This window comes from Terriglobia bacterium (assembly GCA_020073495.1).
Classification (GTDB): domain Bacteria; phylum Acidobacteriota; class Terriglobia; order Terriglobales; family Acidobacteriaceae; genus JAIQFD01.
Genome location: JAIQFD010000001.1, coordinates 434,757 through 456,900, shown reverse-complemented (window position 1 = coordinate 456,900; position 22,144 = coordinate 434,757). Strand labels below are relative to the sequence as shown.

Here is a 22,144-nt window from a genome sequence, read left to right as displayed (position 1 = left end):
GCGCCAGGACGATTGCGGTGAAGAACGCGCTTCGCCGAGGGCCGTGCAGACCCTTAGGATACCACTGCGCGTCGCTGGTCCGTTGCCCCGTGCTCGCCTCCTAGCTGGAAGCAATGCGCAGCACACAGCAATCGCTGGATGTCGGAATCAGCCCGTCTCACCACTTGACCCGCGAAAGCTGTCGAGCCTGGAGCCGCCGATCGGTTGACACAGCCGCCCCACAGACGTAAGAGACTGACAGCTTGAGATCTCTGTTAAGAATAGCCACGTTGATAGCGGTTTGCGCGGCCATGGGCGCACAGGCGCAAGAGGTGCGCGTGCCGAGTGGCGGGGTCATAGGGTTACCCTCGCCCACGTCGCCCCGCCCGCGCGTCTACGGCGGGCCGATGTACTTCGAACTCACCGGGACGTGCTCGTCCGGGGTGCAGCCCACGACGGCGGTCGTCGTGGGAGGGGTCGCAGCGGAAGGACTGAAGCCCGTCGAGGTCGCGCAGCAACTCGACAAACAGCTCGACCTGATCCGCAACTACGTGGAATCGAACCACGGCCATTTGCTGTTATTCGAGCGCATCCGAACATTGAAGAGTCCCCCGCCGAACAGAACCATAAGCGAACAACCCTATGAGGTGATACAGCGGTTGCAGGCAGAATTCCCCGCCGATGCCCCGATGGACACCCATCTGCAACGGATGATCGAACTCGGGCTGGACCGATTTGGCGACAACGTGTTGAACGCCAACAACTCGCGCCGCGAGGTCGTAGTCCGATTCCGCGTAGCGGATTTGGAAACGAAAGTCCGGGACTTGCAGCACGCTTGCACCGTGAACGCCTGGAAGCAGTGGTGCGCAGTGTCGCCCGGGAAAGAGCTCTGCACCACGGACCAGCCCCCGCCGGAACTGCAATTGCAGACCTTCAACGTGCGCTCGGCCGAGACCGTGCTGATACCGAATGACGGCGCCAACCGCTGGCGGATCGATTACGGGCGCAACCCGCATTTCGTCGAGCCGCCGGACCTGCTAGGGAATCTCCCGATGCACCTCGACGGCGGCATCGTCCTGACTTACTCCCGCGCAGCGGAAGAGAAGCCTTGACGGCAGGCGGTATGGTGCGCTCCCGCCATGTATGGTTCCTTCTCACCGTCATTCCGTCCCTCTCGTGCGCGCTTTACGCAGTTCCGCAGCGCCAGACGGTGCAGCAACGCCTGCTGCGCACTGTGCAAATCGGCGCTCCGCAAGGGATCGGGGTTCCTGAGATCAAGAGGCTTGCGGAAGACTCCAACGCCCAGTACAGCACTGCGATCCTGGCCCGCTCCGCTCTGCTGGTGCTCCAGCAGGACGAAGCGCGGCTGGTCCCGTACGAGGAACTGTTCGACAGCGCGCTGAACAACCTGGCCCCCGACAGCAACGCGTTCCCGCCGCCTCCCGGACTGCCCGATTTCCGCGGCAAGGAGACGGTGCTCACCATGGTCTACGCCATGGTCATGAGCGGGAACCAGGAGCGCGTTACCGACCTGCTGGAAAAGCACCTGCTGACGGGAAGCAAGTACAAGCAAGCCGTCGTACTGTCGGCGCTGCGCAATATCGGCACGCCGCGCGCCATCGGGCTGATCCAGAGGTACGCAGAACGCGGGCAGGAGAGCAACCTGGCCCAGACCGCGCTGGCCGACGAAGACTATCCCGTGCTCTTCGAGCTTCACGACCGGTGGAGCATGGTGCCTCCGCCGCAGCGGACGCGCGAGCACCTGCGCCAGATCGTGGAGAGCGGGTGCGACCAGCGCACCGCGATGGCCTCCTACTGGCTCGGATTCTTCAGCCGCAATCCGGACCCTAATAAGGAAGAGGCGGAACTGGATGCGCTCCAGGCGATCCTGCGCAAGATCTCGCCCACGTGCGAGATGATGGAACACGTGATCGCGCTGAAAGCGATCGGCCTGCGGACGCGGGCGACCGTGAGCTACTGGACGCACCTTGCGCGGCAGACCAAAAACGCCTGGGAGCGCCACCAGGTGATGATCAACGCCTGGGGACGCTGGGGCCGGAAGTTTGCGCCCGCCGCTCTCGAGCTTCTCAAGAGCGAGCCGGCCCAGTACGTGCAATGGGAGCTGCTCAACGGCAACCTGCAGACGCGGCAGGACCATGTGTACCGCGACCTCTGGGACATCTGGCTGCCGGTGAACGTGCTGGTGCTGATGGAATTCCCGGAAAGCGGCGGACATCCGTCCAAGCCCGGCATGAGCCGGGAAGACGTCAACGATCTGTTGAGCTGGCTCGAGTCCGGCGCGCGGCCCAGGGACGCGTGGGTCTCGAACCACATGCTGTACAACCTGGCCGGGCTGGTCTCCGGCGACGACACGCGGCGCCTGCTCAGGATCTTCAACGCTCATCCCCAGCGCAACAAGAACTGGTGGATCATCGCCAGCCTGCATGACCCGGACGCGCTGCCGCTGCTGGAGTATTGGAGCAGCTTGCCGGCGCCGCAGGACCAGGCTGACATGCTCAAGGGGCGGGTCAAGTTTTTCCAGGGTCGGATGCGGTCCCACCCATCGCGGGCCGCGGCGTGCTGCCAGGCCACCGAGGCTTGCCTGCGGGAGCAATTGGATCGCGTCGAGCCGTCCACCGCGGAGCTCCACTCGGACGAAGAAGCGCGCCGCTGGCTGGCTCGCGGTGGGGCGTCCGCCGGCGAATTCACCATCCACTACACCGATCCGTTGAAACGCTCCGCGGTCGTCCGCAGCAAGGACGGTCGCGAACAGCGCTGGGAGTACCTTTACGACTGCTGGCGCAATACGGAACCAAACCCGAAGAGCGATGCCGCGAACGGTCGCTGAGTTTCGGCCGCCTGGAGGATCGGGAAGGAAGGCAGAGTAATCTAGGGCGATGTCTGGACGCCCACCCTTCCGAGGAGGCAGTACTGTGTGCGCTTTCGCGGCTAAGTGGGCGAAAGATCGGGCACAGCGCAGAAACACCGGCGTTGCCGGAGCGCACGGAATCTCTGCAAGTGAATAAGCCGCTAAAGGAAAAATGGCGCGCCCGGAGAGATTCGAACTCCCGACCTATTGCTCCGGAGGCAATCGCTCTATCCAGCTGAGCTACGGGCGCGCTCCGAGGAAGCAGCCCTATTCTAGCAAAGCATAGCCGGAGGCGGCTGTGCCGAGCTAGCTCAACCTCGAAGGTGCAATACAGGTGTAACTCTGGAGCCGGTGTGCCGCTCTGTATTGCAGGGGGGGTTCCGTTTCGGCTTCGGATTGGCCCCAGGTCGTGATAGGCTCTCTCGCCACCGACCGGCTGTGGGGGCAATCCGGTAGCCGGTGCGGCGCGTACATCGGATAGCCGTTGCCGGGATCGCCGGCAGAGCCCAGTTCCAGCAGCCCAACCGTCGGGCCCGAGGCGATGGCCAAGATCCTCAACAGGAGAGTACAAATGAAGAAGTTGCTTGTGGTTCTGGCGCTTGTCCTCGCGGTTTCTATGCTTTCGTTCGCCTACAGCGGCAAGGCGACGAGCGGAAGCTGGACCGGCTGGATCAGTGACTCGAAATGCGGCGCCAAGCTCATAGCCGGTTGCACACAGAAGTGCATCGACGCCGGGGAGAAGGCCGTCTTCGTCAGCGACAAAGACAAGACGGTGTATCCCATCGCGAACCAGGATTCGGTCAAGGGCCATGCCGGCCACCATGTCACGGTGAAGGGCAGCATGGACAACAACACACTGACCGTTTCCGGCGTCACCATGGAAAAAGATCAGACGATGAAATGACGCGGCCGCTAGCGGCCGTGCGATCCTCCAGCGCAGGGTGTAAACCCTGCGCTCATTTTTTGTCCGGCGGTAGAATGTAAAGCAAGGTCGTGAGCTGCGAAGTAACGGGATCAGTGGCCTGAGGCTCCGGTTGGGACAATGGGAGGTCTAGGGATGTGCAATTGGAAGCGGGCAGTGGTTCTGGGATCGCTGGGCGCGGGAGCGGTAATGGCGGTGACCGGGCGGCGCGCGGCCGGCGCCGTCCTGGCCGGGGTGGGATTGGCGGTGCTGGCTTCGGAGCATGCTGAGAAACTGGAACAAGTGTGGGAGCGCGCGCCCGAGTACGTGCACAAGACCACCCAGGTCCTGAACCTGGTGTCCGGGTTCCTGGAGCGGCTCTCGGAGTATCAGCAGCGGCGGATCGATTCTTCCTACGTGGTATGAACCCGAGACTCACGCGACGGCGAACGCTCGGCTCCCCGCCCCTTCTATCATTCGACGCCCAGCTTCTTCCGGGCTTCCGGGCTGATCCGTTCCGGTCCCCAGGGCGGACTCCACACGACGTTTACGGTAGCGGCGCGCACGCCCGGCAACTGCTCGAGTCGCTGCTTGACCTGCTGGCTGATATAGCCGGAAGAGGGACAGCCGGGGGCGGTGAGCGTCATGTCCACTTCCACCGTGTCGCCGGTGCCGGCCTCGGGGGGCACGGGGTCGATGCGCACCGCGTAGATCAGCCCCAGGTCTACGATGTTGACCGGGATCTCGGGGTCGTAACATTCGCGCAGCGCTTCCATCACGGATTCTTGCGTGATCGGCAGGCCTTGCCTCCGTCTCCCGAAGCTGTAGATGAGGGAAATCACCCGTGGTTGCAGCCGCGCCCCCGCGCGCAGGGGCGGCCGGCAGGCCAGGAGTCACTTCACCGGCGCGGACTGGGCGGTCGCGGGCTTGTCTGCTTCGCCGCGGATCTTGCCCGTCTCATCCGCGAAAAAGGCGCGGTGCTCGGCGTCGAACTGCTTGGGGGCGAGCCCCAGGGTGAACCCCTCCGTCGTGCCTTTGAAGTGGACGGTATATTCCCCGCGGTCGGTGCCGGTCATGCGCCGGGTGAAGGAGCCGGAATGCACCAGGGACGCGAGCGAGGAGGCGTACCCGCCGTGCTTTTTCTTGTACTCGCGCTGTGCGCCCAGCACCGTGCGCATGTAGCCGAGCGCTGCCGCTTCCGCGTTGGAATGTGCGGGATCGCCGGGAAACTTGGGCGTATATGTCGTTTGCGCCGTGGCTGCCCACGCCGCCAGGAGTACCATCAAGATCAGCCGTCTCATTTCTGCCCCCCGATGGTGCTAGTACCTTAGGACAATGTCCTTTAGACCCTTGGCCACTTTGCGCCGAGTCGAAAGAACGATATGCTACGCGCAAATTTCAGGACGTGCCCATGAAACCGGCTGCAACAAGAAAACCCGCCATCCGCATCGCCGTCGTGGAAAGTGATCCGTTGCGCTTCGTCGGCTTCCGCGCCCTGTTCGATTCCGAGCCGGAATTCGAGCTAGTGTCGGCGTCCATCGCTGAGCTGACCGGACGCGAGAACATCGACCTGGTCCTGCTGGGAAGCCGTGCCGGGCATAACCTGTTCGACACGATGGCCAGCCTCAAAGCCATCCGCCCCGACCTGCGCATCATCGTGACCGGCGCGGGTGCCGACGACGAAACCATTCTCAAGGCGCTGGCCGCGGGCGCCAAGGGCTACGTGGACGAAGCCGCCACCCCGCAGGAATTCGTGCAGGCCATCCGCATCGTGAACCAGGGGTCGGTCTGGGCGCCGCGCCGCGTGCTGTCCATCTTCATCGAGCGCGTCACCTCATCGCCGGGGCGCATTTTTCCGGCGGGCCGCGTCACCTTCACCGACCGTGAGAAAGAGGTTCTGGAACTGCTGGTCGCCGGCCGCTCCAACAAGGAGATCGGGGCCGCCCTCGGCATCGAAGAGCGGACAGTCAAGGCGCACGTGGCCAAGCTCATGCGTAAGGTCGGGGTGCAGAACCGCATCGCCTTGTCGGTCCACGCCATCACCCACTCGATGGTAACGGCGAAATAGTCATACTGGCCGATCAGGCGGGTAACCTCCGCAGGTACATGTCCGGATTGCCCTGCCGGGCCGCGACTTCGGTGACATTGCCTGCCCCGGCCAGCGGGCAGATACTCGTTCCACCTACCACAGAACCTGGGAGACAAGGGTTGGGGTCGCCAATGAGGGTCGTCGGCTCCAACCCTTAATCTTTTCCCGAAATCCTTCCTGGGTACCAATTCCGCCACTAGGCCAGGTAACCAGCTGCCGCTTGTCTGCCTCCAATGTGGATGGGAATCCTGATAGGGTGATCTAATCCGAAAGGGGTCGAAATGAAGAAATTCTTAAGTGTGTTGTTGCTGTTTCTAATCACCAGCACCGCATTCGCTGCCGGCAACCGGGAGAAGGTCGTCGAGCGGCTTGATGCTGCGGCCACCATCATGGACGAGATCATGGCTGCCCCCGACAAGGGCATCCCGGAGGAGATTCTAGGCTCGGCCGAGTGTGTGGCCATCGTGCCTTCATTCCTGAAGGGCGGGTTTGTCGTCGGAGGCGCCTACGGCAAGGGGGTTGCGACTTGCCGCACGCCGGACGGCTGGAGCGCGCCGGCCTTCTTCCGAATGGAGGGCGGCAGCTTCGGACTGCAGATTGGCGGCGAGGCCGTGGACCTGGTAATGCTCATCATGAACGAGCATGGGATGCGTAGCCTGATGTCCAGCAAATTCCAGTTGGGGGCCGACGCCGCTGCCGCCGCCGGACCGGTGGGACGCCATGCCGAAGGCTCGACTGACTGGAAACTGCGCGCGGAAGTGCTCACCTATTCGCGCTCGCGCGGCCTGTTCGCCGGCATCTCGCTCAAGGGCAACACCCTGCGTCAGGACAAGGATGATACGCGCGCCTTCTACGGACGCATGGTGCCTTTCCGCACCAGCCTGGCGGGCCAGATCGCCGCCCCCGCGGACGCGCACACATTCCTGGCGGCGGTGGCGAAATACGCGCTGCGCGCTTCGGGTAAGGGACCGGCTCAGCCCGCGCCAAAACCGCAGAACACACAACCGGCCACCCAGCCTCCGGTCGAGGCAAAGCCGAACTAGCGCCCCTGGGCCGCCAGACAAACGGGCTTCAGCCCGTAGTTTGTATCCGCTTCAGGGCCGAGACCCGAGCCTTCTACTGACTCAGTGCGTGTGCTCGTGTTTATGTTCCTGCGGCTGCGATTCCTGTTTGCCGGAGGGCGCAGCACCGTGCTCGGCGTGCTCGTGCTCCTCGTTGGCTTCCTTGTAGACCCCGGGAATGCCCAGGCTCCCCGGCGCAGGCAGGTGGCGGATGTAGCGCACCGCCAGCCACATCTCCTGGTCGTCGAGGATGCCATTCCACGCCGGCATGCCGGACGGTCCGATGCCGTTCTGGATGATCCACTTCAACTGCCCGTCACTGTAGTCCTGCACGTCCTTGGAGGAGAGATCCGGGATGGGCGGGTCCATCTTCATCGCAAAAGGGACGCCGGTGGCGTGCCCATCCAGACCGTGGCAGATCATGCAGTGGTGCTGGAAGTGCTCTCCGCCTTCCTTGACGCTGTCAGGCGTGTCGGGCGTCGGGTTCTTCCAATCCTTGCCGCCGATGGTGATGTTTTGCTTCACCTGTTTGGCGACGGCGCTCTCGAAGTTGCCCGGGCCGCTCGCCTTGCAGCCGGCGATCGAGGTCATTACCGCCAGGGAAATCGCTGCCAGGAATCGCTTCATCCACGCTCTCCATCCGCGAAGTGCCGCACATTCTAAATGGAGTCGATCCGCAGCGGGAAGTTGCATCGGTTTGACAAGGATTTTTCGCCGGTGCTACCGTCGCCCTTTCCCTCAAAATGCGACACAAGCTCGAGTACGCGCCCGTGTGGCTGCTGGTGAAGATGCTGGGCGTGCTGCCTCGTCCCCTATCCCGCGCCGCCGGCATCGTTCTCGCCCATCTCGTGTATTGGGTGCACTCGCGCCTGCGCCGCGTCGGCATGCGCAATCTGGAGATCGCTTTCCCGGAGAAAACACTGGCCGAGCGCCGGCGTATCCTGCGAGGCACCTTCACCACCCTCGGCCGGCAACTCGCCGAATTCTGCCTGTTTCCGCGCTACACGAGAGACAACGCGTCACAGGTCATTCTTTACGACGGTTTCGAGAATTTCGAGGCGCCGCATCGCCGCGGCAAGGGAGTCATCTTCCTGACTGCGCACTTCGGCGGATGGGAACTGGGCTCTTTCTTCCACTCGCTCTGCGGCCATCCGCTGTACATCGTGGTCCGCCCGCTCGACAACCCGTACCTCAATGCGCTCGTCGATCGCTACCGTACGCTGCACGGAGCGATGAGCTTCGGCAAGCAGGATTTCGCCCGCGGCCTGATCGCCGCCATGCGAGCCGGCGAGTCGGTGGGCATCCTGATGGACCAGAACGTGATGCCCGACGCCGGCGTGTTCGTGGACTATTTCGGCAAACTCGCGTGCACGGCCGCAGGGCCGGCCCGCGTAGCCCTGCGCACCGACGCCGCCGTGGTGCCAGGCTTTACTGTCTGGGACGCGCAGATCGGCCGCTACCGCTTGCGCTTCGACCCCGCGCTCAATCTGGTTCGCACCGGCGACGACGAAGCTGACGCCATCGCCAACACTGCCATGTTCACCAAGGTCATCGAGGACTACGCGCGCAAGTACCCCGAGCAATGGCTGTGGGTGCACCGCCGCTGGAAGACGCGCCCGGAAGGCGGACCGCCCGTCTACTAAGTCGCCACTAGGTACTCCGCACGCGGAACTTGATACCATCGGCACGCTATGAAGCACTCCTTGAGAACCCTAGCGGAAGCTGTCGGGGCGCGCGTCGTCGGCGACCCCAAACTTGAGATCCAGGGCATCGCGAGCATCGAATCGGCGACGTCCGGCGATATCGTGTTCGCGGACGACCAGGACCGCTTCCAGCGGGCCCTGGCGTCGAAGGCGGGAGCGGTTATCGCAGGCGAATTCGCCGCGGCCGCGCGCAGCGAGAAGCCCTTGCTGATCGGACGCCAGCCGCGCATCGTGTTCTCGCGCGTGGCCGCGGTCATCCAGCCGCGTCGGCGCCCCGAGCCTGGCATCCACTCGACGGCCATCGTCCACGACCTGCACGCCATCGGCAAACTGGTGCGCGTCGGGCCGCACGTGGTGATCAACGAGAACAGCACGGTGGGCGAGCGCACCAGCATCGCCGCCGGGACCTACATCGGCGCCAACGTGAAGATCGGCGCCGACACCCACCTCGGAGCCAACGTGACGGTCTACTCTGGCACGACCATCGGCGTGCGCTGCGTCATCCACGCCGGGGCGGTGCTGGGTAGCGACGGCTTCGGATACGTGCGCAACCAGGAGACCGGCCGCTACGAGAAGTTTCCACAGGTGGGCACGCTCATCATCGGCGACGACGTGGAGATCGGCGCCAACGCCACCATCGACCGCGGCGCGCTCGACTCCACCGTGATCGGCAACGGCGTGAAGATCGACAACCTGGTGCACGTGGCGCACAATGTGATCATCGGTGAGAACGTCGTCATCGCCGCCCAGACCGGCATCTCCGGCAGCTCCACCATCGAGAAGGACGTGGTCATCGCGGGGCAGGTGGGCATCGCCGACCACGTGCGCATCGAGGAAGGAGCCGTCCTGGGTGCACAGTGCGGCATCCCATCGAAGAAGGTGATCCGCGGCAAGGGCGAGGCGTTCTGGGGGACTCCGGCGCGGCCCATCCGCGGTTACCTGAAGGAACTGGCGGCGCTGGCCCGTCTGGCGAAGAAGGAACCCTGATGGCCATCGTGGTCGTCGGCGGACACTCCCGCAGCGTGGGCAAGACCAGCGTGGTGGCGGGTCTGATCGCCGCTCTTCCCGAACTCCACTGGACGGCGGTCAAGATCACGCAGTTCGGACATGGGATCTGCGCCAACGGCTCGGATTGCGACTGCGCCAGTGACGTCCATACCCATCTCATCGCAGAGGAGCGTGACCGTTCGGGAGAGAGCGACAGTTCGCGCTTCCTGGTAGCGGGGGCGGAGCGGTCGCTGTGGGTGCGAACGAAACAGGGCATGCTGGCCGAAGCCATGCCCGACCTGCGCGCGCGCCTGGCGCACGCCGCCCACGTCATCATCGAATCCAACAGCGTGATGAAGTTCCTCCGCCCTGACCTCTATCTCACCGTGCTCGATTTCGGTACGAAGGACTTCAAGGACACCGCCCGGCGGTATCTCGACCTCGCCTCGGCGGTGATCCTGAACGAAACCGCGGGCCACACTCCTGACTGGGACAACGTCTCCCTCAAGTTGATCCGCGGCAAGCCGGTCTTCCGCATCCACCCGCCGGAATACGTCACGCCACAGATCGTGGGATTCGTGCGCGAGAGAATGGGATTGCTGGCCGCGGCGCCGGACTAGCCGACCTGGTACAGGCGTTCGCCGGGCTTGACCTCGACCTCCAGCTCCACCTTCCCGTACTGGCTGTAGTAGCTCAAGGTGCGCCGGTAGCAGCGCTGATTTTCCAGGTCGAAGGCGATGCACGACTCGATGGGAAGGGAATAGATGTGGAGGCTGATGCAACCTGCCCTGGCCGGGTCTGTGTTCTCGATCTGGTGGATGGTCTGGAGCTTGTCTACCGTGGAGATATGGCCCTCGGCGTGACATCGCTCCGTGACGCAGCGGTCCAATTCGATGTGCGTGGCCCCGCCCAGACAGTCGATCCCGATCACGTTCTGGTTTTCCGGCGCGTTGCAATTCACGTACTTATAGTTGTGCACGGCGACTTCGCCCTGGGCGATCGCCATCCAGCCAAGCTGCCCGTTGTGGGTGTGCACGGCTGTCTTCTGTCCCGGCTTCCAGCATATGGTCATCACCTCGAAAAGCCGGTCGCGGTAGATCAGGTTACGCGTGTAGAAATCGTCCCGGTAGAAGGTAAACGGCCGGAGCGCTTCGGGGCTGAGCCGCGTGGCCTCCAGGTATTCGCGCACCGCTTCCTTGGTGATGAGGTGCTCCTCGAACTTCTTCAGTCCTTCGACCAGATCCTGGACTGTGGTGCGCAACGGGTGGGACATGTCGGAAGAGCATAGCCCTGACCTCGGGCGGTGACAAGGCCACGCACGGGGCGGGATGGCTTCCCGCCCAGGTGCGTGCCCCGGATCAGGAAGCCGCACATTCGAGGTGCCCTTTTCTCTGAGTACTGGATACTGAGTACCGAGTACTGCGTTACGGCGAAATGATCGGCGGGATGGGCGGCTTCTTGTCTTCACGCTCCGCCGGCGGGCGCGGCACCTCGAGCTCGCGCCGTTCCGGCAACGGCTGCCCGAACCGCTTCTCGCGTCCGACGGAGCTCAGGTCCTGAAGGATCTCCTCGCGGTCGCGGCCGTAGTCGCGCGCCAGGCGCGTTAGCGCCAGGGAAATGATGTCGGCGTGGTGGAGCTTCTCCAGCCCAGGCATGCGCGTAACGCTCAGCCAGAGGCGATGCGTGAGCTGGATGTCCTCCGGCTTCAGCGAAGGAGTGTGCGGTCCGATGGTGTAGGTTTCGGCCTTGCCCTCGGGGCGTACCACCTGGAAAATGAATTGACGCTTGGGCTCGGGCATCGCCTCCCACGCGCGGCCCAGATTGAAGGCTTGCTCTTGCGGCGTCATCTTCGAGGATAGCCCGGCCACAACGATGGAGGACTGTAGTTGCGTGGCAGTCTGCGCGACGGCCGACCACACGTCGCGCGCCGGCACCACCAGCAGCGAGATCTTCCTGCCGACGCTCTCCGCGACGGACACGGCGCGCGTGAACAACGTCTGTTCATACTCGCTGAAGATCTGCTCCATGGAGAGGTCGTACTCGGCGGCCCCGGGGCCGACCAGGCGCGCCTCCATCACCACCACGTCCTGTTCACTGGTATCCGTGCGCTGCAACATCCATTTCAAATGCAGGAGGGTGTTGTAGTCGCGGACCGTGACCAGAATGTTTCCCGGCCGCACGAACGCCGCCTCTTCCAGGAGGTTCTCGCGGCGCAGAAGTTGGAACTGCTCCTTCATCTGCGCCGCGGCATCGGCGAACCGCTTGCGATTGATTCGCTCTGACACGCTGAAAACCAGGAAGAATGCCGTCGCGAACACCAGGCCGGCCACCGTGGCGATCGACTTGGTGAAGAGGTTGACGATCGCCGTCGTCAACAGCACCAGGTGTACTGACGCCAGCCCCACCGGGATCTCGACGCCGCCGACCGTGAAGTTCGGCGGCACTTTCCAGCCCCGCACCCCGGCGTACTTGTAGCGCAGCACCAGCATCGACAGGCTGTTGAAGACGAAGCTCCAGATCAAGCCGAAGGCGTACGCCTCGCCCAGCACGTACACGTCGCCGCGGCTGGCGAAGATGGTGACCAGCTGGAAGGCGACCACGATATTGATGATGCGGTAGCTGGTGCCGTACTTTTTGTGCGGCTTGCGGAACCAGTCGGTGAGCACGCCGTCTTCCGACACCCGATTCAGCACGCCGTTGGAGCCGACGATGGAGGTGTTGATCGCTCCCGACAGCATCAGGAACCCGACCACCACCACGAAGGCGCGAAAGATCAGCTTCAGGACCTGCGGGCCCGCCTGATACATGGCCAGCCCGGCGATCAGGTTGTCGTTGTAGGTCTGGATCCGCGGCCCGTCGGGAATGAGCATCACCGCGAGCAGGGAGCAGAGTCCGGTGAAGACGAAGCTATAAATCGCGATGATGAGCGCCGTGCGCTTCAGGTTCTTCAGCTTGGGGTGGGCGATCTCGCGGTACACCTGGGCAAGCGTTTCCTCGCCGCTCATGGCCAGGATTGAGTGCCCGAAGGCCATCATGATTCCGAAGACGCCGAAGTATTTTGCCAGGTCGCCATGGTGCTTCAGGAAACCCAGCGATTCAGGGGTGAAGTGCAGGTTTTCCGGCCGGGGCAGCGGCGGCAGGGACCAGCCATGCGTGCTCAGGAGCGTGTAGGCCGACCAGCCCAGCAGCAAGACCACCATCACCGTGGTGATCTCCATCACCCGCATGGCCTTCTCGCTGGATTCCTCGATGCCCTTGATGTTCTGCCACCAGTAGTAGAGGGTGACGCCGGCGGCGAGCAGCACCGCCATGGCGTTCACGTTCACGTGCGGGGTGCCGCCAAAGAGGTTGTGCAGAGCGCGCGGCACCCAGCCGTGCGCCTCCATCGCCGCCAGGGTGGCGTTGACCAGGCCCGCAATGTACTGGCCCGCCGATACCCCCGACGTCGGTCCCGTCAGCACGTAGTCGAACATCAGCGCCGAGACGCTGACCTTTGCCAGAGTGCCGCCCAGCGCTTCCTTCACCACGCGGTACACGCCGCCGCGCACGAACATGGAGCAGCTCTCGACGTACACCGCGCGCACCGCGAACGAGAACAGCATGACCGCCAGCACGAACCAGGGAGCGGTCTTGCCCACCGCCTTCTCCGCGATGCCGGCGGCGTAGAACGCGGAGGAGCCCAGGTCGTTCAGGATGATGGCGGCGGCACGCCAGTAGGAGATGAAGGTGAGCATCACCGAGGTCGCGACCACGATGCGAACCCGGTTGGAGCCCGGCGCTAATGGCTGGAGGTTTGAGGACATTGACTTCGGCCGCCGCGTGCCTCGGCCGGCCGTTGCTCAGCTAAGACCTGGTCGGCTGCGTGGGCTGCGACTCCGGCTCCTCCTTGCGGTTGAAGATGGTTTCCACATCTTCAATGCCGGCGAGCAGGATCACCACCAGGGAGCCGAAGATGCCCACGATGAACAGGAACTCCAGTGCCTGGATCAAGCCTACAAGAACGACGTTCATGTGCCACCAGATCGGATGAGAACCCAGAATTCTAATACTTCGCCGCCACGGCTCGAAGAGTTATCCGGAGCGGCAGGGGGCGCTTTGCTACACTGACCCGCAGATGCGTGGGATCCGCAATCGGGCCTGGCTGCTGGCCGCCCTCTCGGGCGTCCTGCAGGTGCTCGTCTTCCCCCGGCCCGACCTCTCTTTCCTGTGCTGGATCTCACTGACGCCGCTGCTGGTCGCCATTCTCGCCGGCCAGCAGAAGAGACTGCGAATCATGGATCCCGGCGGGCGCGACCTCGGCGCCACCACTCCTGGCCAGGGCTTCCTGCTCGGATACCTCAGCGGCATCATCTGGTACGCGGGAAGCTGCTCCTGGGTTTTCGACGTCATGCACATCTATGGCGGGCTCTCGGTGCCGGTCGCCCTCGGCATTCTAATCCTGTACTGCCTCTATCTTGCTCTCTACCACGCCGCCTTCGGGCTCGTGCTGGCCATCCTTCTCCGCCGGTCCGGCGACAACCTGGGGCGCGTGCTGGCGCTCGTGCCTTGCTTGTGGGTGGCGGTGGAACTGGCCCGGACGCGCATCAGCGGCTTTTCCTGGGACGTGCTCGGCACCGCGCAGGTGGACAACATCCCGCTCACCGGCATTGCCACCGTCACCGGGGTGTACGGGCTCTCGTTCGGCATTGCGCTGGTCAACTCCGCCTTCGCTGCCGCATTCCTGCTGCCCCCGGTCCGGCGCCGCCTGATGTTGGTGGCCAGCGTGGCCGCCGCGGTGTCGCTCCAGGCAGGCGTGCTCGCCCTTCCGCCGGCTGAACCGACGACTCACACCGCCCGCCTGGTGCAGGCGAACGTGCCCATCCTGGAAGGCGGCGCCTGGTCCCTCCAATACTTCCAGAAAACGGTCAGCGAGCTCAGCGCGGTGAGCGAGCAGCCGGCGCCTTCGCCCCAACCTCCGCAGCCGCGCCTCATCGTCTGGCCGGAGTCGCCAACCCCGTTCTTCCTGAACGATCCGATGTTCCAGCACGCGATCATGGCCGTAGCCTCGGAGACCGGTTCCTATGTGTTGGTCGGGAGCATCGGAGTGCGCAGCAGCCCCGGGAGGCAGAGGCCGTCGGAATTGCTGAACTCCGCGGCGCTGATGTCCCCCGCCGGCCAATGGGTGGGGCGATATGACAAGGTGCACCTGGTGCCCTTCGGCGAGTACGTCCCGTTCAAATCGCTGCTGCGCTTCGCCCAGTCGCTCATGAAGGAGACGGGTGATTTTTCCCCCGGCACCGAGCGCACCGTGTTCACGCTCAACGGCCACAAGCTCGGGGTCTTCATCTGTTACGAGTCGGTCTTTCCGGACGAGATCCGCATCTTTGCCGCCCGCGGCGCGGAGGTCTTCCTCAACATTTCCAACGACGGCTGGTTCGGCGACACCGGCGCCCCCTATCAGCATCTGAACATGGCCCGGATGCGCGCCATCGAGAACCGGCGCTGGCTGCTGCGCGGTACTAACAGCGGCATCACCGGCGCCATCGATCCCTACGGACGCATGGTGACGCGCGCCCCCCGCCACGAGCGCATCGCCATCGACGTGCCCTACGCCTACCGCTCGGATACCACCTTCTACACCCGCCACGGCGACCTGTTCGCCTACCTGTGTGCGATAATCGTCATGGTGGCTCTGTTCGTCCGTATCCGCTTCCGTGCAGGGACGATTCGCACTTCTTAGCCACTCCAACTTGGTACTGAGTACCGGGTACTGGGTACTTCTTATATGGTTGAAGAACTCGAACGCGAATACTTCGCCGTTAAAGACAAGGTCCGCGACCTGCGGGAGTACCTTTGACGCGCCCAAACTCCGCGCGCAATTAGCCGAGATCGAAAAAAAGCTCCACGACCCCGATTTCTGGTCGAATCCCGAGCAGTCACAGCAGGTCATGCGCGAGCGCAAGCGCCTGGAAGAGTCGCTCTCGACCGAGGCCGAGCTGGCACGCCGCGAAGGCGACATCGCCACCTACTTCGAGCTTGCCCGCGAAGGCGAGAGCGTGGACGCCGACCTCAGGCGCGAGATCGACGCGCTGCGCGCGCTGGTCGAGCGCCTCGAGACCAAGACCCTGCTTTCCGGCGAGAACGACGCCCGCAACGCCATCGCCACCATCCATCCTGGCGCCGGCGGCATCGAGTCGCAGGACTGGGCAGAGATGCTCTTGCGCATGTACCTGCGCTGGGCCGAGCGCCAGGGCTTCGAGACCGTGCTCAACGACTACCAGGCCGGTGAAGAAGCGGGCATCAAGTCGGCGACCTTTACCGTCAACGGCGAGTACGCCTACGGGCTGCTGACCAGCGAGATCGGCGTGCACCGGCTGGTCCGCATCTCCCCCTTCGACCAGCAGGCGCGGCGGCACACGTCGTTCGCCAGCGTGTTCGTCTCGCCCGAAATAGACGAGACCATCCAGATCGACATCAAGCCCGAAGACCTGCGCGTGGACACCTATCGCTCCGGCGGGCGGGGCGGCCAGCACGTGAACACCACTGACTCGGCGGTGCGGCTTACGCATCTTCCGACCGGCATCGTGGTCGCCTGCCAGAACGAGCGCTCGCAGCACAAGAACAAGGAGCGCGGCATGAAGATCCTGCGCTCCAAGCTCTACGAGTACGAGCTGGAGAAGAAGCAGGCGGCGTCCCGAAAGATCGAGGACTCGAAGCTCGACATAGATTTTGGCTCCCAGATCCGATCGTACGTACTCCAGCCGTACCGCATGGTGAAGGACGTGCGCACCAAGGTCGAGGTCGGCGATGTGGACCGCGTGCTGGACGGCGACATCGACATCTTCATCCGTGAGTTTCTGAAGATGCGGCGGGCGGAACAGCAACAACAGAAATAGATGAACGACAGCACCAGTGCGCTTGACATCAGCAGGATACAACTTGTCCGACGCGGCCTGCGCCTGGAATACGTAACCGTCATCTGGAACTCTCTCGAAGGCCTCATCGCCATCGGCGCAGGCGTAGTGGCGGGTAGCATCGCCCTCGTCGGGTTCGGTCTGGACTCTGTGATCGAAGTTTCCTCCGGCGGGATCCTGCTCTGGCGCCTGCGCTCCGACCGAGACGAGGCGCGCCGTGAATCCACCGAGCGCCGCGCTCTAAAGCTCGTAGGCGTCAGCTTTCTGCTCCTCGCCGCCTACGTTGCCGGCGAGGCGGTGAAGACGCTGTGGTTCAAGGACGCGCCGGAGCGCAGCCCAATCGGCATCGCGCTCGCCGCGGTCTCTTTGGTCGTGATGCCACTGCTGGCCCGCGCCAAGCGACGCGTCGCCTCCTCCATCTCCAGCCGCGCCCTGCACGCCGACTCCCGCCAGACCGATCTCTGTGCCTATCTGTCGGCCATCCTTCTCGGTGGCCTGGTGCTGAATGCGGCCCTCGGCTGGTGGTGGGCCGACCCTGTCGCCGGGCTGGTCATGACGCCGATCATCATCAACGAAGGCAGGGAAGCACTCCGCGGTGAGGGCTGCGCGTGCTCCCGCTCCTGATTTCCTTTGTGTTTTTCTTCGTGTACCTTTGTGTCCTCTGTGGTGAGTCTTCAATTCTTGGGTGACGTGGAACACAGCCGCAAAGCCGACCTTCCCGAGCCACTCCTCGACGCGGAGTTTCTGCGCGCTGTGGGGTACGCGCTGCGCAAGCACCGGACGCAACGCCGCAAGGGCAAGCGTGTCCCCTACATAGAGCACCTGATGGGCGTCTGTTCCCTCGTGCTGCATTACGGCGGCGGACAGGAAGAAGCCATCGCCGCACTGTTGCACGACGTGGTCGAGGACCAGGGCGGCAAGCCCGTCCTGGAGGAGATCCGGCGCGAGTTCGGCGAGCGGGTGGCCCACATCGTTCAGGGCTGTACCGACACCGACACTTCCCCCAAGCCTCCGTGGGAGGAGCGCAAGAAAGCTTACATCGCGCACGTGCCGACGGCCGACGCGAGCATTCGCCTGGTCTCGGCCGCCGACAAACTGCACAACTCCCGCGCTATCCTCGCCGACTACCGCGAGATCGGCGATGCCGTCTGGGACAAGTTCAAGAAAGGGCGGGACGGCACCCTTTGGTACTACCGCGAGATGGTGAAAGCCCTCCGCAGCGCCCCCTCCGACCCGCGCGTCAACCCGCTGGTGGACGAGCTCGAACGCGTGGTCCGCGCCCTGCACCGCAAAGTCGGCGTCCTCCACGAACCGTGATCGCCACCCGCTCGACCCCGGTTTCTCTCCATTCGCTGTAAACGATTGATGCGGTGCGGGTTCTCTGGTATTTTAGAGTCTCCCAACGTGACCTTCCCGGCGCACCCCTCGGCCCCGGGTGGCGAGGCGAGTGCCGCCTCACGACATCAAGAAGAAGGAGTCCAAGTTGTCTTCCAGAGAGCGTTTTCTTTTCACATCTGAGTCCGTGACCGAAGGGCATCCGGACAAGATCGCCGACCAGATTTCGGATTCGATCGTCGATGCCTGTATCGCCGAAGACCCCCACAGCCGTGTCGCCTGCGAGACCCTGCTGACCACCGGGCTCGCCTTCATCGCCGGCGAGATCACCACCAAGGCCTATGTGGACTTCCCCTCCATCGTGCGCGGCACCGTGCAGTCGGTCGGTTATACGGACGCCTCCTATGGCTTCGATTCCCAGACCTGTTCCGTGATCTCCTCCATCCATGAGCAGTCCCCGGACATCGCCATGGGCGTGGATCCGGGCGGGGCCGGCGACCAGGGCATGATGTTCGGCTACGCCAGCAACGAGACCCAGGAATTCATGCCCATGCCCATCATGCTGGCGCACAAACTCACCCTGCGCCTGGCGGAGGCGCGCAAGAGCGGGCAGCTCGATTTCCTACGCCCCGACGGCAAGTCGCAGGTCACAGTGGAGTACGACGCCAGGATCCACAAGCCGGTCCGCGTGGACGCCGTCGTCATCTCCACCCAGCACTCCGAGACCGTGGACAACAAGAGGCTCCGCGCCGAAGTCCTCCAGCACATCATCCAGGCCGTGATCCCCAGCAACATGCTGGACGCCGATACCAAGTACCACATCAACCCGACCGGGCGCTTCGTCGTGGGCGGTCCGATGGGCGACACCGGCCTCACCGGCCGCAAGATCATCGTGGACACCTACGGCGGCATGGGCCGTCACGGCGGCGGCTGCTTCAGCGGCAAGGACCCGACCAAGGTGGATCGTTCCGCCGCCTACATCGCGCGCTACATCGCCAAGAACATCGTGGCCGCAGGTTTGGCCGACCGCTGCGAAGTGCAGCTCGCCTACGCCATCGGCGTGGCCGAGCCGGTCAGCGTCCTGGTGGACACCTTCGGGACGGGTAAGATGGCTCCCGAGAAGCTCACTGACCTGGTGCGGGGCAACTTCAAACTCACCCCCAAGGGCATCATGGAGTCGCTCAACCTGCGCCGTCCCATCTTCCGCAAGACCGCTGCTTACGGCCACTTCGGCCGCAAGGACCCGGACTTCACCTGGGAGGCGACGGATAAGGCCAAGGCGCTGCGCGAGCAGGCGGGCGAGAGATCGCATCCCGCCGCGCACGCGGCCACCAAGTAAGGACCTCGGGGCGCGGCGAAGATCGCGCCCCAAAATCCTCCCCTTCTTGGTATCTTAGGAACCTGTCCCTGAAACCAGCTCGCCTTCGGGCGACCGTTCGAAATCCATGACGACGAGAGTTCGCAACAAGGAAGGTATGTCGACAACAACCGCGCAAGTGAAGTGTGACGTTAAGAACATCGAACTGGCCGATCAGGGCAAGAAGCGCATCGAGTGGGCCAACCAGTCGATGAAGGTGCTCCAGCTCATCCGCAAGGAATTCATCAAGAACCAGCCGCTGAAGGGCATCCGCATCTCGGCCTGCCTGCACGTGACCTCGGAGACCGCCAACCTCGCCATCACGCTGCGCGATGGCGGCGCCGACGTGGTGCTCTGCGCCTCCAACCCGCTCTCCACCCAGGACGACGTCGCCGCCTCGCTGGTGCGCGACTACAACATCTCGGTCTTCGCCATCAAGGGCGAGGACAACGAGACCTACTATCAGCACATCCTGGCCGCGCTCGATCACAAACCGCAGGTCACCATGGATGACGGCGCTGACCTGGTCACCACCGCGCTGACCAAGCGCACCGATGTGGCGGACGGGATCATCGGCGGCACGGAAGAGACCACCACGGGCGTCATCCGCCTGCGCGCCATGGCCGCCGAAAAGGTGCTCAAGTACCCCATCATCGCCGTCAACGACGCCCTGACCAAGCACATGTTCGACAACCGTTACGGCACCGGCCAGTCCACCATCGACGGCATCGTCCGCTCCACCAACTTCCTGCTCGCCGGCTCCAAGTTTGTGGTCGCCGGCTACGGCTGGTGCGGGCGCGGCCTGGCATCGCGCGCCCGCGGCCTGGGTGCCGAAGTCATCATCACGGAGGTCGATCCCACCCGCGCTCTTGAGGGCGTGATGGATGGCTATCGCGTCATGTCCATGGCGGAAGCGGCCAAGATCGGCGACGTCTTCTGCACCGTCACCGGCAACAAGAGCGTCATCACCAAAGAGCACTTCGAGGCCATGAAGGACGGCGCCATCGTCTCCAATTCGGGCCACTTCAACGTCGAGATCGACATCCCCGCGCTGGAGAAGTTGTCCAGCTCCAAGCGCACCACGCGCGAGTTCGTCGAGGAGTACTCGCTCAAGGACGGCCGCAAGATCAACCTCTTGGGCGAAGGCCGCCTCATCAACCTGGCCGCCGCCGAGGGCCATCCTGCGTCGGTGATGGACATGAGCTTCGCCGACCAGGCGCTCTCCGTCGAGTACATGGTGAAGAACCACGGCTCGCTGGAGAAGAAGGTCTACGGGGTGCCGGTCGAGCTCGACAAGCGCGTCGCCCGCCTGAAGCTGGAGTCCATGGGGATCAAGATCGACCGCCTGACTCCGCAGCAGGAGGAATACCTGGCGAGCTGGAGCGAGGGAACCTAAACACCGTCGGGCGGCCGATCTCTGCCGCCCAGCAAGAAGCCTCCGCATCCGCGGAGGCTTTGTTCTTTTGATTCGTGATCTACACGACCGCTCTCGGCCGCACGACCTCTTCCGCCGCCTGGTGGATCCTCCAGTTCCGCCACACGATGCGCAGCGCCGCCATCACCGGCACAGACAGGAACATCCCCACCACGCCCGCCACTTCGCCGCCGACCAGCACGGCGAAGATCGCCGCCAGCGGATGAAGCTCCAGGCCCTCTCCTAGCAGCCACGGCGCATTCACGTAGTCCTGCACCAAGCGCCACAAGCCGACGAAGATCAGCAGCGCGAACACGTGCTGATATCCGCTGAGAAAGCTCACCCCCACGATCAGCACCGCCGCGATCGCCGGACCCACGACAGGGATGAACTCCAGCACGCCCGCCACCGGGCCCAGCGCGAACCCGTAGGGCACACGCATGATCGCCAGGAATGCCGTGTACACGACCAGCGAGATCGCGGCCAGCACCAATTGCGCACGGATGTACTTGGCCAGCATCACGTCCACGTCGTTCAGCATGCGCCGCAGAAAGGTCTGGCCGCCGCCCGGCTTCGCCGTCTCCACCAGGCTGCTGACGAAGGAACCCTTGTCCTTGAGGAAGAAAATGGCCAGGATGGGGATCAGCACCACCCACGGCGCATTCGTCGCCACTTCAGCGGCCCGCTTGGCGAAGCTCTGCGCCGCGGCCACGATCTCTCCCTGGTGCGTCGTGATCAGTTGCTGGATCCGCATCTCGGTCTCGTAGCTCCATCCGCGCTTTTCGCCGATGGTGACGATGAATTTGCCGCTGCTGAAATTCTCGATCAGCCCAGGCACCGACTGTGCCAGCTTCTGTCCCTCGAGCGCGATCTTCGGCCCCACCGTCAGCAGGAAGACCGCCACAATGACCAGCAGTACGACATAGGTGACCGCGATCGCCCGCACCCGCGACCCTTTCACCCACAACTCCACCCGCGCCACGACCGGCTCCAGCACGTACGCGAAGAACATCGCGAACAGGAAAACGATGAATGTCTTCCGCGCCAGGTAGAGGACCGCAAGCGCTGCGGCGAACAGCAGCACCGTCGCCAGCACCCGCGCTGTCGTCTTGTCGAAGACGTTCGGCATGGATGAGAACCAGAATACACGCCGCCCTGCGCGGCCGACGAACTCTATAGAAAGACGATTGAGATCCCCTTGTTGCCGCGCCCCAGGTCGGGGTCCTTCTTCCACTCGGGATAGCGCTTGAGCATTTCCCAGGTTGTTTCGTCGGATACGCGCCAGTCCTCGCCGTAGATCACGGCCGCGATGTCGCCGTTCTGTGCCGCGCACCGCAACGTCGCCTGCAATCCGGTGCGCAACCCGCCCCCGACGCCGCTCGAGCCGTAGCCGTGGATGATCTTGACCGCCTTGTATCCCTGCTCGCGCGAAGTGCGGAGTTCGTGCTCGAGGAGCAGCTGCGCGCGCTCCACCGTCGGCATCCCGTCCTCCAGATTCACCAGTTTCATTACCGCCGGTTTGCGGCTCATCGCCGCCAACTATACCTGAGGGCTGA

General features: G+C 63.9%; 23 protein-coding genes and 1 tRNA gene. 15 read left to right on the top strand and 9 right to left on the bottom strand.

Features of this window, described 5'->3' with window-relative positions; translation table 11 throughout:
* Positions 1 to 269: 269 nt before the first annotated feature.
* Positions 270 to 1,091, top strand: coding sequence for an SIMPL domain-containing protein (locus LAN37_02110; GenBank protein MBZ5645998.1), 822 nt, complete (start codon positions 270 to 272; stop codon positions 1,089 to 1,091).
* Positions 1,088 to 2,827, top strand: coding sequence for a hypothetical protein (locus LAN37_02105; protein ID MBZ5645997.1), 1,740 nt, complete (start codon positions 1,088 to 1,090; stop codon positions 2,825 to 2,827). The genes LAN37_02110 and LAN37_02105 overlap by 4 nt, the downstream gene beginning before the upstream one ends.
* 194 nt (positions 2,828 to 3,021) lie before the next feature.
* Here LAN37_02105 and LAN37_02100 read toward each other — a convergent pair.
* Positions 3,022 to 3,098, bottom strand: a tRNA-Arg gene (locus LAN37_02100).
* 321 nt (positions 3,099 to 3,419) lie between these two features.
* Between LAN37_02100 and LAN37_02095 the strand changes: the two genes are divergently transcribed.
* Positions 3,420 to 3,752, top strand: a complete 333-nt coding sequence (locus LAN37_02095; protein ID MBZ5645996.1) for a hypothetical protein — start codon at positions 3,420 to 3,422, stop codon at positions 3,750 to 3,752.
* A gap of 153 nt (positions 3,753 to 3,905) precedes the next feature.
* Positions 3,906 to 4,175: a hypothetical protein gene (locus LAN37_02090; GenBank protein ID MBZ5645995.1), complete on the top strand. Its 270-nt coding sequence runs from the start codon at positions 3,906 to 3,908 to the stop codon at positions 4,173 to 4,175.
* Between the two features lie 47 nt (positions 4,176 to 4,222).
* On the opposite strand, the gene LAN37_02085 is transcribed toward LAN37_02090, so the two are convergent.
* Positions 4,223 to 4,525, bottom strand: coding sequence for a metal-sulfur cluster assembly factor (locus tag LAN37_02085; protein MBZ5645994.1), 303 nt, complete (start codon positions 4,523 to 4,525; stop codon positions 4,223 to 4,225).
* Between the two features lie 117 nt (positions 4,526 to 4,642).
* Positions 4,643 to 5,050: a hypothetical protein gene (locus LAN37_02080; GenBank protein MBZ5645993.1), complete on the bottom strand. Its 408-nt coding sequence runs from the start codon at positions 5,048 to 5,050 to the stop codon at positions 4,643 to 4,645.
* 110 nt (positions 5,051 to 5,160) lie between these two features.
* Here LAN37_02080 and LAN37_02075 point away from each other — a divergent pair, with 110 nt between their 5' ends.
* Entirely contained in the window at positions 5,161 to 5,817 is a 657-nt protein-coding gene (locus tag LAN37_02075; protein ID MBZ5645992.1) for a response regulator transcription factor, read from the top strand.
* 302 nt (positions 5,818 to 6,119) lie between these two features.
* Positions 6,120 to 6,881: a lipid-binding SYLF domain-containing protein gene (locus tag LAN37_02070; GenBank protein MBZ5645991.1), complete on the top strand. Its 762-nt coding sequence runs from the start codon at positions 6,120 to 6,122 to the stop codon at positions 6,879 to 6,881.
* Between the two features lie 81 nt (positions 6,882 to 6,962).
* Here LAN37_02070 and LAN37_02065 read toward each other — a convergent pair whose 3' ends face one another.
* Positions 6,963 to 7,526 carry a cytochrome c gene (locus LAN37_02065; protein MBZ5645990.1) on the bottom strand — a complete coding sequence of 188 codons (564 nt, stop codon included), beginning with the start codon at positions 7,524 to 7,526 and terminating at the stop codon, positions 6,963 to 6,965.
* A 116-nt stretch (positions 7,527 to 7,642) separates the two neighbouring features.
* Between LAN37_02065 and LAN37_02060 the strand changes: the two genes are divergently transcribed.
* From LAN37_02060 to LAN37_02050, 3 genes are read left to right on the top strand one after another with little or no spacing between them, the layout of a single operon-like run.
* Entirely contained in the window at positions 7,643 to 8,542 is a 900-nt protein-coding gene (locus LAN37_02060) for a lysophospholipid acyltransferase family protein (protein MBZ5645989.1), read from the top strand.
* Positions 8,543 to 8,590: 48 nt separating this feature from the next.
* On the top strand, positions 8,591 to 9,589 hold the full coding sequence (lpxD, locus tag LAN37_02055; GenBank protein MBZ5645988.1) for a UDP-3-O-(3-hydroxymyristoyl)glucosamine N-acyltransferase: 999 nt from the start codon (positions 8,591 to 8,593) through the stop codon (positions 9,587 to 9,589).
* Positions 9,589 to 10,209, top strand: coding sequence for a hypothetical protein (locus LAN37_02050; GenBank protein MBZ5645987.1), 621 nt, complete (start codon positions 9,589 to 9,591; stop codon positions 10,207 to 10,209). Before lpxD ends, LAN37_02050 begins: the two co-directional genes overlap by 1 nt.
* Here LAN37_02050 and LAN37_02045 read toward each other — a convergent pair.
* The 3 genes from LAN37_02045 to LAN37_02035 form a co-directional block, all read right to left on the bottom strand.
* Entirely contained in the window at positions 10,206 to 10,862 is a 657-nt protein-coding gene (locus LAN37_02045) for a cysteine dioxygenase family protein (GenBank protein ID MBZ5645986.1), read from the bottom strand. The two genes, LAN37_02050 and LAN37_02045, sit on opposite strands and share 4 nt — an antisense overlap.
* 151 nt (positions 10,863 to 11,013) lie before the next feature.
* Positions 11,014 to 13,323 (bottom strand): APC family permease, encoded by a 2,310-nt coding sequence (locus LAN37_02040; protein ID MBZ5645985.1) that lies wholly within the window; start codon positions 13,321 to 13,323, stop codon positions 11,014 to 11,016.
* Positions 13,324 to 13,432: 109 nt separating this feature from the next.
* Positions 13,433 to 13,600, bottom strand: a complete 168-nt coding sequence (locus LAN37_02035) for a hypothetical protein (GenBank protein ID MBZ5645984.1) — start codon at positions 13,598 to 13,600, stop codon at positions 13,433 to 13,435.
* A 133-nt stretch (positions 13,601 to 13,733) separates the two neighbouring features.
* Between LAN37_02035 and lnt the strand changes: the two genes are divergently transcribed.
* The 6 genes from lnt (at position 13,734) to ahcY (ending at position 20,570) form a co-directional block, all read left to right on the top strand.
* On the top strand, positions 13,734 to 15,308 hold the full coding sequence (gene lnt / locus LAN37_02030) for an apolipoprotein N-acyltransferase (GenBank protein ID MBZ5645983.1): 1,575 nt from the start codon (positions 13,734 to 13,736) through the stop codon (positions 15,306 to 15,308).
* Between the two features lie 49 nt (positions 15,309 to 15,357).
* Entirely contained in the window at positions 15,358 to 16,464 is a 1,107-nt protein-coding gene (prfB, locus tag LAN37_02025; protein MBZ5645982.1) for a peptide chain release factor 2, read from the top strand.
* Entirely contained in the window at positions 16,465 to 17,106 is a 642-nt protein-coding gene (locus LAN37_02020; protein ID MBZ5645981.1) for a cation transporter, read from the top strand. It abuts the gene before it with no gap.
* A 66-nt stretch (positions 17,107 to 17,172) separates the two neighbouring features.
* Positions 17,173 to 17,799: an HD domain-containing protein gene (locus LAN37_02015; protein ID MBZ5645980.1), complete on the top strand. Its 627-nt coding sequence runs from the start codon at positions 17,173 to 17,175 to the stop codon at positions 17,797 to 17,799.
* Positions 17,800 to 17,965: 166 nt separating this feature from the next.
* Positions 17,966 to 19,156, top strand: a complete 1,191-nt coding sequence (gene metK, locus LAN37_02010; GenBank protein MBZ5645979.1) for a methionine adenosyltransferase — start codon at positions 17,966 to 17,968, stop codon at positions 19,154 to 19,156.
* A gap of 136 nt (positions 19,157 to 19,292) precedes the next feature.
* Positions 19,293 to 20,570 carry an adenosylhomocysteinase gene (gene ahcY / locus LAN37_02005; GenBank protein ID MBZ5645978.1) on the top strand — a complete coding sequence of 426 codons (1,278 nt, stop codon included), beginning with the start codon at positions 19,293 to 19,295 and terminating at the stop codon, positions 20,568 to 20,570.
* Between the two features lie 79 nt (positions 20,571 to 20,649).
* On the opposite strand, the gene LAN37_02000 is transcribed toward ahcY, so the two are convergent.
* Together LAN37_02000 and LAN37_01995 are read right to left on the bottom strand one after the other, a co-directional pair.
* Positions 20,650 to 21,717, bottom strand: coding sequence for an AI-2E family transporter (locus tag LAN37_02000; GenBank protein MBZ5645977.1), 1,068 nt, complete (start codon positions 21,715 to 21,717; stop codon positions 20,650 to 20,652).
* Positions 21,718 to 21,761: 44 nt separating this feature from the next.
* Positions 21,762 to 22,118 (bottom strand): hypothetical protein, encoded by a 357-nt coding sequence (locus LAN37_01995; GenBank protein MBZ5645976.1) that lies wholly within the window; start codon positions 22,116 to 22,118, stop codon positions 21,762 to 21,764.
* Positions 22,119 to 22,144 lie beyond the last annotated feature (26 nt).

What these genes read in the sequence shown, in the direction of transcription:
- LAN37_01995 (MBZ5645976.1), bottom strand. Translation starts at nt 22,118, where the DNA reads ATGAGCCGCAAACCGGCGGTAATGAAACTGGTGAATCTGGAGGACGGG.
- LAN37_02065 (MBZ5645990.1), bottom strand. Translation starts at nt 7,526, where the DNA reads ATGAAGCGATTCCTGGCAGCGATTTCCCTGGCGGTAATGACCTCGATC.
- LAN37_02050 (MBZ5645987.1), top strand. Translation starts at nt 9,589, where the DNA reads ATGGCCATCGTGGTCGTCGGCGGACACTCCCGCAGCGTGGGCAAGACC.
- LAN37_02045 (MBZ5645986.1), bottom strand. Translation starts at nt 10,862, where the DNA reads ATGTCCCACCCGTTGCGCACCACAGTCCAGGATCTGGTCGAAGGACTG.
- LAN37_02020 (MBZ5645981.1), top strand. Translation starts at nt 16,465, where the DNA reads ATGAACGACAGCACCAGTGCGCTTGACATCAGCAGGATACAACTTGTC.
- LAN37_02000 (MBZ5645977.1), bottom strand. Translation starts at nt 21,717, where the DNA reads ATGCCGAACGTCTTCGACAAGACGACAGCGCGGGTGCTGGCGACGGTG.
- lpxD (MBZ5645988.1), top strand. Translation starts at nt 8,591, where the DNA reads ATGAAGCACTCCTTGAGAACCCTAGCGGAAGCTGTCGGGGCGCGCGTC.
- LAN37_02095 (MBZ5645996.1), top strand. Translation starts at nt 3,420, where the DNA reads ATGAAGAAGTTGCTTGTGGTTCTGGCGCTTGTCCTCGCGGTTTCTATG.
- LAN37_02035 (MBZ5645984.1), bottom strand. Translation starts at nt 13,600, where the DNA reads ATGAACGTCGTTCTTGTAGGCTTGATCCAGGCACTGGAGTTCCTGTTC.
- LAN37_02090 (MBZ5645995.1), top strand. Translation starts at nt 3,906, where the DNA reads ATGTGCAATTGGAAGCGGGCAGTGGTTCTGGGATCGCTGGGCGCGGGA.
- LAN37_02075 (MBZ5645992.1), top strand. Translation starts at nt 5,161, where the DNA reads ATGAAACCGGCTGCAACAAGAAAACCCGCCATCCGCATCGCCGTCGTG.
- LAN37_02040 (MBZ5645985.1), bottom strand. Translation starts at nt 13,323, where the DNA reads ATGCTCACCTTCATCTCCTACTGGCGTGCCGCCGCCATCATCCTGAAC.
- LAN37_02070 (MBZ5645991.1), top strand. Translation starts at nt 6,120, where the DNA reads ATGAAGAAATTCTTAAGTGTGTTGTTGCTGTTTCTAATCACCAGCACC.
- LAN37_02060 (MBZ5645989.1), top strand. Translation starts at nt 7,643, where the DNA reads ATGCGACACAAGCTCGAGTACGCGCCCGTGTGGCTGCTGGTGAAGATG.
- ahcY (MBZ5645978.1), top strand. Translation starts at nt 19,293, where the DNA reads ATGTCGACAACAACCGCGCAAGTGAAGTGTGACGTTAAGAACATCGAA.
- LAN37_02080 (MBZ5645993.1), bottom strand. Translation starts at nt 5,050, where the DNA reads ATGAGACGGCTGATCTTGATGGTACTCCTGGCGGCGTGGGCAGCCACG.
- LAN37_02085 (MBZ5645994.1), bottom strand. Translation starts at nt 4,525, where the DNA reads ATGGAAGCGCTGCGCGAATGTTACGACCCCGAGATCCCGGTCAACATC.